This window comes from Micromonospora sp. NPDC049580, assembly GCF_040675595.1.
GTDB lineage: Bacteria > Actinomycetota > Actinomycetes > Mycobacteriales > Micromonosporaceae > Micromonospora.
This window is the reverse complement of sequence record NZ_JBFAPG010000234.1, coordinates 1-9,324: the sequence shown is the minus strand read 5'-3', so window position 1 is coordinate 9,324 and position 9,324 is coordinate 1. Positions and strand designations below refer to the sequence as shown.

9 protein-coding genes are annotated in these 9,324 nt (G+C 72.9%); 2 read left to right on the top strand and 7 right to left on the bottom strand.

The window, feature by feature from the left end; all coding sequences use genetic code 11:
• Positions 1-83 precede the first annotated feature (83 nt).
• Entirely contained in the window at positions 84-692 is a 609-nt protein-coding gene (locus AB0J68_RS19050; protein WP_363939673.1) for a VTT domain-containing protein, read from the bottom strand.
• Positions 693-793: 101 nt separating this feature from the next.
• Positions 794-1,477, bottom strand: a complete 684-nt coding sequence (locus AB0J68_RS19045) for a 50S ribosomal protein L11 methyltransferase (RefSeq protein ID WP_354863203.1) — start codon at positions 1,475-1,477, stop codon at positions 794-796.
• Between the two features lie 195 nt (positions 1,478-1,672).
• On the opposite strand from AB0J68_RS19045, the gene AB0J68_RS19040 reads away from it, so the two are divergent.
• Positions 1,673-1,876 (top strand): cold-shock protein, encoded by a 204-nt coding sequence (locus tag AB0J68_RS19040; protein ID WP_007462771.1) that lies wholly within the window; start codon positions 1,673-1,675, stop codon positions 1,874-1,876.
• 48 nt (positions 1,877-1,924) lie between these two features.
• On the opposite strand, the gene AB0J68_RS19035 is transcribed toward AB0J68_RS19040, so the two are convergent.
• From AB0J68_RS19035 to AB0J68_RS19015, 5 genes are all read right to left on the bottom strand, one after another.
• Positions 1,925-3,205, bottom strand: a complete 1,281-nt coding sequence (locus AB0J68_RS19035) for an MFS transporter (protein ID WP_363939671.1) — start codon at positions 3,203-3,205, stop codon at positions 1,925-1,927.
• A complete protein-coding gene (locus AB0J68_RS19030; RefSeq protein ID WP_355134706.1) occupies positions 3,202-3,777 on the bottom strand; it encodes a metalloregulator ArsR/SmtB family transcription factor in 576 nt (191 codons plus the stop codon). The genes AB0J68_RS19035 and AB0J68_RS19030 overlap by 4 nt, the downstream gene beginning before the upstream one ends.
• A gap of 108 nt (positions 3,778-3,885) precedes the next feature.
• Entirely contained in the window at positions 3,886-4,767 is an 882-nt protein-coding gene (locus tag AB0J68_RS19025; RefSeq protein WP_363939670.1) for a hypothetical protein, read from the bottom strand.
• A gap of 161 nt (positions 4,768-4,928) precedes the next feature.
• The gene (locus AB0J68_RS19020; RefSeq protein WP_363939669.1) at positions 4,929-6,602 is read right to left on the bottom strand and encodes a CocE/NonD family hydrolase; all 1,674 of its coding nucleotides are present in this window, start codon (positions 6,600-6,602) and stop codon (positions 4,929-4,931) included.
• Between the two features lie 2 nt (positions 6,603-6,604).
• Positions 6,605-7,120, bottom strand: a complete 516-nt coding sequence (locus AB0J68_RS19015; protein WP_354861427.1) for a MarR family transcriptional regulator — start codon at positions 7,118-7,120, stop codon at positions 6,605-6,607.
• Positions 7,121-7,242: 122 nt separating this feature from the next.
• On the opposite strand from AB0J68_RS19015, the gene AB0J68_RS19010 reads away from it, so the two are divergent.
• On the top strand, positions 7,243-9,324 hold a 2,082-nt coding region (locus AB0J68_RS19010), incomplete at its 3' end, for an efflux RND transporter permease subunit (protein ID WP_363939667.1).

Here is a 9,324-nt window from a genome sequence, read left to right as displayed (position 1 = left end):
AGGGATCAAGCCTGACCGCCCGGAGCCGGGCACGGCAGGCCCCCGCCCCCCACCGCAACCACGGCAAGCCCAACCCAAACAGCTCAACCAGCAAGAGCAGAGAACCGCCGCCGCGCCCCCACCAGCACCACGAACGCCAGCGCCAGCCCCACCCCCATGGTCACCAGCAGCGGGCTCGGCGCCCCCGGCAGCAGCCCGGCCAGCGACCGCGACGCGGTGCCCAGCGCCAGGTAGAGACCGGCCCAGGCCGCCGCGCCGAGGGTCGCGCAGCCGAGGAACCGGCGGTACGACATCCGCAGCCCGCCGGCGGCCAGTGGCAGCAGCGCGTTGAACACCGGCAGGAACGGCGCGATCATCATCATCCGGCCACCGCCGCGGCTGAGGATCCCCTCCGCCGCGCTCCAGCGCGACTCACCGATCCAGCCCCCGATCCGGCTGTGACGCAGGCGCTCGGCGTAGCGGCGACCGACCAGGAAACTCAGCGACCAGCCCGCCAGGCAGCCGGCCAGCACCGCGGCGAAGGTGGCCAGCCCGGTGGCCGGGCGGCCCACCCCGACCGCGGCCAGGATCGCCACGTCACCGGGGATCAGCACACCCAGCAACGGTACGGCGTCGAAGAGCATGACCAGCCCGAGTGCGCCCATCAGCACCAGGATGGGCAGTTCTCCGACCTGGGCCAGCCATTGCGTCATGCCTCGTACGCTATGGCCGCCGCACCCCCGCGGACATCAGGTCACAGCCCCCAGCGCCCCCTGGTATCCGCCTCGGGGTCGCCCCTGAGAGGGCCCGCGCGTCACGCGGGTCGCAGCACCTGCACCCGGCGCAGCGACGAGTCCACCGACGGCTCGGTGGTGGGCACCGGATAGTCGGCCAGCACCCGCAGCCCGTCCGCGGGCAGGTGCCCCCGGCCGGGGTCCCCGACCAGCACCTCGGCGCCGGAGGCGACGGCCCGTCGCAGGAACGGCAGCATCCTCTCGGCCATCGGGCGGCTGTAGAACACGTCCCCGGCGACCACCAGATCGGCGTCGACGCCGACGCTGTCGAGCAGGTCGTCCCCGCTGGCGTCGATGGTGACCCGGTTGGCGCGCGCGTTGACGATGATGGCCGCCACGGCGTACGGGTCGATGTCGTTGGCGACGACGTCGGCGGCGCCGGCCAGCGCGGCGGCGATGGCCACCAGACCCGAGCCGGCGGCGAGGTCGAGGACGCGGCGTCCGGCGGCCAGCTCCGGATGGTCCAGCAGGTGCCGGGCCAGGGCCTGGCCGCCGGCCCAGGCGGAGGCCCAGTACGGCGGTGGCAGGGCGTGACCGGCGAGCGCCTCCATCCGGGCCCACCAGACGATCGCGTCCTCGGCGAGGTGCAGCCGCACCTCCGGGACGAACGGGGTGGGCACCAGTTGAAGCCGGTCCAGGCCGGAACCGGGCGCGTCGATCTCGCGCTCCAGCTCGGACAGCGCAGTGGCTGCGGCACCCCTCATCGGCGCAAGCATGCCGTAGCGGAGGGTGGTCGGGGCGGCTTTCGCGTGCCGGCGCGCACAGAGTTCATCTGAGTTCGAGTAAACACCTACGGCACTTCGGCCGGCAGATCGCGGCTTCGCCCGCTACTGTCGAACAGGTACGGGCGACCATCGGCCACAGGCCGGTGGTCCGCCGCTTTGAACAGGGAGAGATGCATGGCAACCGGCACGGTTAAGTGGTTCAACTCGGAAAAGGGCTTCGGCTTCATCGAGCAGGACGGTGGAGGGCCGGACGTGTTCGTCCACTACTCCGCCATCGCTTCGAGCGGCTACCGGGAGCTCAACGAGGGCCAGAAGGTCGAGTTCGAGGTGACCCAGGGCCAGAAGGGCCCGCAGGCGGACAACGTCCGCCCGATGTAGTTCCGTGCCGGTGACGGCGGTCGGTCCCCGGCCGCCGTCGCAGTGCACTCAAGACGCTGCCGGGGCGGCGGGCAGGTCCCGCCGCCCCCGGAGCGGCCCTATCAGCATGATCAGCGGGGTGATCGCCAACCAGGCGGTCATCACGCCGATCGCCGTGCCAACGCCGTAGCGCGCGCCGAGGGCTCCGGCCAGCACGGCCGCCAGCGGGATGGCACCGAAGTTGAGCAGGTGCATGCTCACCGTCACGCGGCCGAGCAGGTGGTGCGGTGTGTACGTCTGCCGGAAGGCGCCCTTGACCACGTTGCCGATGGCCACTCCGAGGCCGATCAGCACGCCGCCGAGGGCCGGCCAGACCAGCCCGACGCCGGGTGCGGCCAACGGGATGAGCAGGGCGGGCGGGCCGCTCAGGGCTGCCCCGATCAGCATGGCGCGCGCGGTGCCACACCGGCGGGCCAGGGCGGTGGCGAGCAGCGCGCCGATGATTCCCCCGGCGCTCATCACTCCGACCAGCACGCCCACCAGGCCCGGTGCGAGCCGCAGCTCACGCACCAGGAACACCACCAGGACCGCCTGGTAGCCGGTCAGACCGATGTTGCTGGCCGCGCCGAAGACGGTCAGCACCCGCAGGTACGGGTCGCGGATGACGAAGCGCAGTCCCTCGACGATGTCCCGACGCAGCGACCGGGACCGGTCCGGCCGGGCGGGGCGCGGCTCGGCGGTGCGGATGCGCAGCAGGAGGACCGCCGAGAACAGGAACGTCAGCGCGTCCAGCAGCAACGCGGCGACCGCCCCGGTGAGCTGGGCGATCAGGCCCGCGATGCCGGGCCCGACGACGTAACTCACGGTCTGCGTGGCCTGTAGTTTCGCGTTTCCCTCGGGCAGTTGCTCGGGCCGCAGCAGCACCGGCAGGTAGACCTGGTCGGCGGTCTCGAAGAAGACCCGTGCGGCGCCGGTGCCGAGCGCCACAAGCAGCAACTGCTCGACGGTGAGGTGGCCCAGGGCGGCGGTCACCGGCACGCTGAGGAACGCCAGGGCGCAGAGCAGGTCGCAGACCACCATCAGGGGCCGGCGTGGCAGCCGGTCCACCCACGCGCCGGCCGGGAGGCCGATCAGCAGCCAGGGCAGCCAGGCCGCGGCGGTGAGGACCGCCACCTCGAAGGTGCCGGCGTCGAGCACGGCGACCGCCACCAGGGGCAGCGCGACAGTGGTGACGTTGCTGCCGATGCTGCTGACCGTCTGCCCGGCCCAGAGCAGGCGGAAGTCGCGATGCCGCAGCAGCCCGCCGGCCGGTCGGAGCGGGCTCGGGTCGGTGCGGGTGGCCGCCGTCACGGCCGGGCCGGTACGCCGTGGACGAACACGAAGACGGGCTGGCGTTCGCGGCCGTCGTCGGGCAGCGGTCGGGCCGCCCAGCGATCCAGCAGGTCGATCATCTCGCGGCTCAGCTCGGCCAGTTCCTCGGGCGTGAGGTGCAGCCACTTGTCCGTCGAGAACGGCGCGTCGGCCCAGGCGGCCTGCGCCGACTCGTCGCTGGCGTGCCAGGCGCGCGCCAGGGAGACGTGCCGGTCCAGGTTGAGTGAGGTGGCGGCGTCGGCGACGGCCCGGGCCGCCGGGTCGGCGTCGAAGTCGGCGTTGGACCAGCGCACTCCCCGGGTGACGAGCTGCCACCACCGTTCGCGGCGGTCGCGGGCCAACTCGGGAGCCTCGGTGACGAGGTCGGCGGCGGCGAGCACCTTGAGGTGGTGGCTGACGTTCGCCGGCGCCTGGTCGGTGCGTTCGGCGAGCAGGCCGACGGTCGACGGGCCGTGCACCTTGAGCACGTCCATCAGTCGGCGGCGCAGCGGGTGGGCCATGGCGGCCAGCACTCGCGAGTCGGTGACCTGGCGTACGTCGGGTGTGTCCATGGCGCGAGCATCGCATCCGCAATGGCAGTTGCGCAACGACTATTGCCCAATCGTTCTTGCGGATAGTGGTGGGGAGGGGCGGCCCGGTGGGGACGAGCCGCCCCTCGCTCAGGCGACGAGCCGGCGGCCCAGTTCGTCGGCGACCTGCTTGGCGATGGAAGGCGGGATGGCCGCGGCGATCTTCTCCGGCGTCAGGCCGGCCAGCACGCCCGCGATGATCGCCGGTTCGTCGGTGAAGTCGCGCCCGGCCAGCGTGTTCAGCGCCGTCTGGATGGCGGTGATCTGCACGCCGAGGCTCTTGAGGTTCGGGTGGCCGGTCACCGGCGCTCCGGTGTCGTCCCGCCCCTCGGCCAGGCGCAGGTAGACCTGACCGATCGGGTTACGACCGTCGAGCACGGTCAGGTTCTTGTGGACGGTGGCCAGCCAGTTGTGTTCTTCGGGGGTCATGTCGTCGTCCTCCAGGAGTCCGATGGAGCTGAGGTAGCGGCGGAACAGTGGCCGCTGGTCACCGCCGGCCTTGATGGCGTCACGGAAGAAGCTGAAGTGGGTGTGCCAGCGGTGCGAGCTGTCGCCGCTGGTGCGCTTGCCGAGCCGGTCCCACCGCTTCACGGTCGTACCGTCGGGGCTGTAGATGATCTCGCGGATGTCCCGGGTGTCCGCCGCGTTCGCGGTGCACTGACCCACACACCAGAGCGAGAAGCTGGGCAGGGTGTGCGTACGTCCGCCGGAACGGACCTCGAAGCCGCCGACGTCGAGCGCCGCCGCGTCGAGGGTCAGACCGTTGCGGTCCCGCGACGACTCCACCACCGAGTAGTCGTTGGTCACCACCCGGTCCGATCCGCAGTGGTAGCCGCCCCGGTGGGCCGCGTCACCGACGATCCCGACCTCCGCTGGTTCCAGGTCGGCGTCGCGAACGGTGTTCGGGTCGACGTTGAGGTGCGTGAGAAGGAGACTTCGGACGGCAAACAGGTTCGCCGGAGCCCGGGTCATGGGGCCCCCTTCCGATTGACGGGGGCCGGACATGACGTCACACCGCGTACGCGGTGCTGGGCCTCACGCGAGCCCGGCCTACTGGTGCACGGCGCCGGGCGTTGACCCAACCATAGCCCGCACAAAACATGAACGCCCAGCTCAGATGGGGTATCTTCGTTTCAGATGCTGCGCGGGGCAGTGTGGACGATCGGCAGCCACAGCGCCGAGGGATGCGCCGGATCGTGCAGAACCTGCCGCCAGCCGGCACGCAGCGTAACGGCCGTGCCGAGGGGCTCCCCACTGCCCGGGTTGCGCGCCCAGCGCGGGTGGGCGCCGCCGGCGACCTGGACGCGCAGTCGGTGCCCGGCCGCGAACCGGTACGCGGTCGGCCAGAGCGGCAACGGCACCCGCAGCGCCCCGGACCCGTCGAGGGCGAACCGGCCGGGTGCGACCCGGACCAGTCCGTCGCACACGTTGCGAGAGCGCCCTCGCCGGTCCACATCGCACAGCCGGACGTAGACGTCCAGGTACCCGAGCTCGCTGCGGACGTGGATCTCCGCGCGTACGCCGCCGATCACCTCTACCGGTTCGGTGAGCGGAGCGCTGGTGTACGTCAGGACGTCGGGCCGGGCCTCGACGTGCCGGTTGTCCACCGGGCCGGCCCGCTTGGCGACCAGCAGCGGGCCACCGAGCGACGGGGTGGGGTCGGCCGGGTCGTACCGGAACTCGTCCGGGGCCGAGGGGTTCGGCGGGCGGATCGCCAGCTCGCCTCCCGGGTGCAGGTGCCACGGGGTGTCGGTGGCCGGTGGTGGCCAGTCCGGCAGGTCCCGCCAGCCGCCGTCGGGACCGCCCACGTGCAGCCGGACCGGGGCCCCGCGGGACACCTCGGTGGGCCGCCGCTCGTCGGCCGCAGACCCGCCCAGATGCTCGTCCAGCCAGGCCAGTCCCTCGCGCAACGCGGCCACGAAGAGACCGGGGCTGCCGTGCGTCCACGGGCCGATCACCAGCCGCGGCCGGGCGCCCGCGGCGCGCAGGGTGGCGTGGTCGTCGAGCTGGGCGGGCAGGAAGATGTCGTGCCAGCCGGTGACCATGACCACGGGTGCGCGCACGCGGGCCACCCGGTCGGCGAAGACCCGGCCCTTCCAGTACGCGGCGTCGGGATGGCGCAGCCACTCCTGAAAGAACGGGATGGTGACGCCGGTGGCGACCCGGTCCGCTCCGGCCAGCGGCAGGTGATCCAGTGCGGCAGCCAAGCGGGGCTGCCCACGTTTGAGTTCCCACTGCCGGGCCAGCCTCGACACGGTCTGGGCGTGCAGCAGCTCGGCCCAGGTCAGCACGGTGTCCAGGGCGAACGACTCCCCCGCGTACGTCGAGTCCCGGGTGGACGACGCGGTCACCACCGCGACCATCGCGCGCAGGTCCTCGCCGGCGTCGGCGGCCAGCGCCCACTGGGCGAAGCCCTGGTAGCTGACGCCGAACATGCCGAGCGCTCCGGACCACCAGGGCTGGCGGCGCAGCCAGTCCAGGGTGTCCACCCCGTCGTCGCGCTCGTGCACCAGTGGGGCGAACGTGCCACCGGAGCCGCCCGTGCCCCGGCAGGACTGGATCACCGCGTGTCGACCGCGCGCGGCGAGCAACCAGCCGAGCAGCCGCAACGGCCCGCCCCGCCCGTACGGGGTGCGGATCAGCACGGTCGGGGCGGACCGGTCGGCCGGGGCGTAGTGGTCGGTCCGCAGCACGACGCCGTCGCGCACCCGGATCGGGATGTCGCGGGTGACCCGCACCGGGCCGGGGCGCACGGCGGGAAGCCGCAGCGCGGCAGCGGCGAGGCGGGCGACGAGCCGGCCCGGCACGCTCAGCCCGTCGTCCGGCGGGGCGGCTCGGGCCGGGCGGCGCGGACCGCGTCGCGGTGCGCCCGCAGCGACTCGCCCATCTCCGCCAGGAACCGGTGCACCACCTCCAGCTCGTCCTCGCCGAAGCGGTCCATCACCGTGTCGGTGCGGGCGCCCAGCGGCCGGAAGAACTCCATGGCCAGCGCGGCGCCCTGGTCGGCGTAGTGCAGCAGCACCTTGCGTCGGTCGACGGTGTCCCGGTCCCGGCGGATGTGCCCGGCCCGCTCCAGCCGGTCGATCAGGGCGGTGACCGACCCGGACGACAGGTTGAGCTGCTCGCCGAGGCGGCCGGGGGTGATCGGGTCACCGAACAGCTCGGCGTCCATGACCGCGATCAGCGCGTTCAGGTCGGTCGGGTTGAGGCCGTGCAGGTTGGCGAAGGCGTGGCCGACCTGCTGGGCGTCCACCGCGTACCGCCGGAGGTTGTTGGTGATCTCCGCGACCAGCTGATCGCGGCGCGTGTCGCGCCGCCGGTACATGCCGTGAGTCGCCACCTCGCGCCGCTTCTCCCCGTCGTCGGTCCCCGGGTTGCAGCATAGAACAGCCGCCGATAATCTCGTCTATCAAGATACTCGACTCTCGAAAGATCTAGGGGTCACCGATGTCTGTCTTCACCACTGTCGCGCGGGGCCGGCTGGCCGCCTGGCTCACCGTGGCCGCCGCGCTCGTCGTGGGCGCGGCCGTCTTCGGGATACCCCGACCGGACAACCCGGCGCCGGTCTCCGCCACCGGCCTGTCCGTGCAGTGGGAGTCGACCCAGGTGCAGCGCCTCCAGGACCAGCTGCCGTCCAGCGACGTCCAGCCGGCCATCGTGGTCGTCAGTCGGGGCGACGGTGCGGCGTTGAACGAGGCCGACCGGGCCGCCCTCGCCGCCCGCTCCGGCGACCTGGGTCGCTTCGCGGTGGGCGGTCGGGTCAGCCCTGCGCAGGTCTCCCCGGACGGCACCGTCGCGCTCGTCGCCGTGCCGCTGGACACCGCCGGCGGCCAGGAGGCGGTCACCGAGACCGTCACCCAGCTGCGCGACACGCTCGCGGACCTGCCCGACGGGCTGGCCGCCGAGGTCACCGGCGCCCCCGCCTTCACCGCGGATCTGTCGTCCGTCTTCGAGGGCGCCGACGTCAGCCTGCTCGCGGTGACCGCCGCCGTGGTCGCGTTGCTGCTGCTGATCACGTACCGCAGTCCGTTCCTGTGGATCGTTCCGCTGCTCGTGGTCGCGGCGACCGAACAGCTCACCCTGCGCGCGGTGGACACGATCGTGCCGGCCGTCGGCATCAACCTCCAAGAGGGCCAGGTCACCGGCATCGCCAGCGTGCTGGTCTTCGGCGCCGCCACCGACTACGCCCTGCTGCTCATCGCCCGCTACCGGGAGGAGCTGCGGCGCGAGGAGAACCGCTTCGCGGCGATGCGCGCCGCGCTGCGGCGTACCGCGGAGCCCATCCTGGCCAGCGGCGGAACCGTGGTGCTCGGTGTGCTCACCCTGCTGCTCAGCGAGCAGGAGACGAACCGGGCACTGGCCGTGGCCTGCGCCACCGGTGTGGTCTTCGCCATGCTCTCGGCGCTGTTCGTGCTCCCCGCCGTGCTGGTGCTCTTCGGTCGCGGGCTGTTCTGGCCCTTCGTACCCCGCGTCGGCGGCCCGGTGCGCGAGGGCCGGCTCTGGGGTCGGCTCGGCAGTGCCGTGCAACGCCGTCCGGTGGTCGTCGCGGTGCTGGCCACCCTGCTGCTCGGCGGCCTGGCGCTCGGTGGGCTCGGGATCCGCACCGGCCTGTCCGAGACCGAGCAGTTCCGGGCCCAGCCCGAGGCGGTGACCGGCGCGCAGACCCTGGCCCGGGCGTTCCCCGCCGGCAGCACCCAACCGGTGGCCGTGCTCACCACCCCGGCGGCGGTGCGGGCGGTCACCGACGTCGCCGCCGCCGTTCCCGGCGTCGCCTCCGCGCGACCCGGCGACGCCGGCGAGGCCGTCGCCCAGGTCGACGTGGTGCTGGACGCCGAACCCGGCACGACCGCCTCGGACCGCACGATCGAGGCGCTGCGCGACGCGGTCGCCGCCGTTCCCGGCTCCGCTCCCCCGGCCGTCGCCGGCGCCGACGCGCCCGCCGGGGCGATCGTCGGTGGTTCGGTGGCCGCCACGTACGACTCCGAACAGGCCAACGACCGCGACCTGCGGTTGATCCTGCCGATCATCCTGCTGCTCGTCGGCGCGGTGCTCGTGCTGCTGCTGCGGGGTCTGCTGGCGCCGGTGCTGCTGGTGCTCACCGTGATCGCGTCGTTCTTCGCCAGCCTCGGTGCCGCGTGGCTGCTCTTCGACCACGTGCTCGATTTCCCGGCGCTCGACAGCGGCGTGCTGCTGCTGGCCTTCGTGTTCCTGGTCGCCCTCGGCGTGGACTACAACATCTTCCTGGTCACCCGTGCTCGGGAGGACGCCCGCAGCACGGGCACCCGCGCCGGGATGTTGTCCGCGTTGCGGGTCACCGGAGGTGTGATCACCAGCGCCGGAGTGCTGCTCGCCGCGGTGTTCGCCGTGCTCGGTGTGCTGCCGCTGATCACGCTCACGCAGATCGGCATCATCGTCTGCATCGGCGTCCTGCTGGACACGCTGCTGGTCCGCACGGTCCTGGTGCCGGCGCTGGCGTTCCTGCTCGGGGACCGTTTCTGGTGGCCGGGCCGCGTCGACGCCCACCCGGGC

Coding starts and splice junctions, on each gene's coding strand:
- AB0J68_RS19050 (WP_363939673.1), bottom strand. CDS start 692: ATGACGCAATGGCTGGCCCAGGTCGGAGAACTGCCCATCCTGGTGCTG.
- AB0J68_RS19045 (WP_354863203.1), bottom strand. CDS start 1,477: ATGAGGGGTGCCGCAGCCACTGCGCTGTCCGAGCTGGAGCGCGAGATC.
- AB0J68_RS19040 (WP_007462771.1), top strand. CDS start 1,673: ATGGCAACCGGCACGGTTAAGTGGTTCAACTCGGAAAAGGGCTTCGGC.
- AB0J68_RS19030 (WP_355134706.1), bottom strand. CDS start 3,777: ATGGACACACCCGACGTACGCCAGGTCACCGACTCGCGAGTGCTGGCC.
- AB0J68_RS19025 (WP_363939670.1), bottom strand. CDS start 4,767: ATGACCCGGGCTCCGGCGAACCTGTTTGCCGTCCGAAGTCTCCTTCTC.
- AB0J68_RS19015 (WP_354861427.1), bottom strand. CDS start 7,120: ATGTACCGGCGGCGCGACACGCGCCGCGATCAGCTGGTCGCGGAGATC.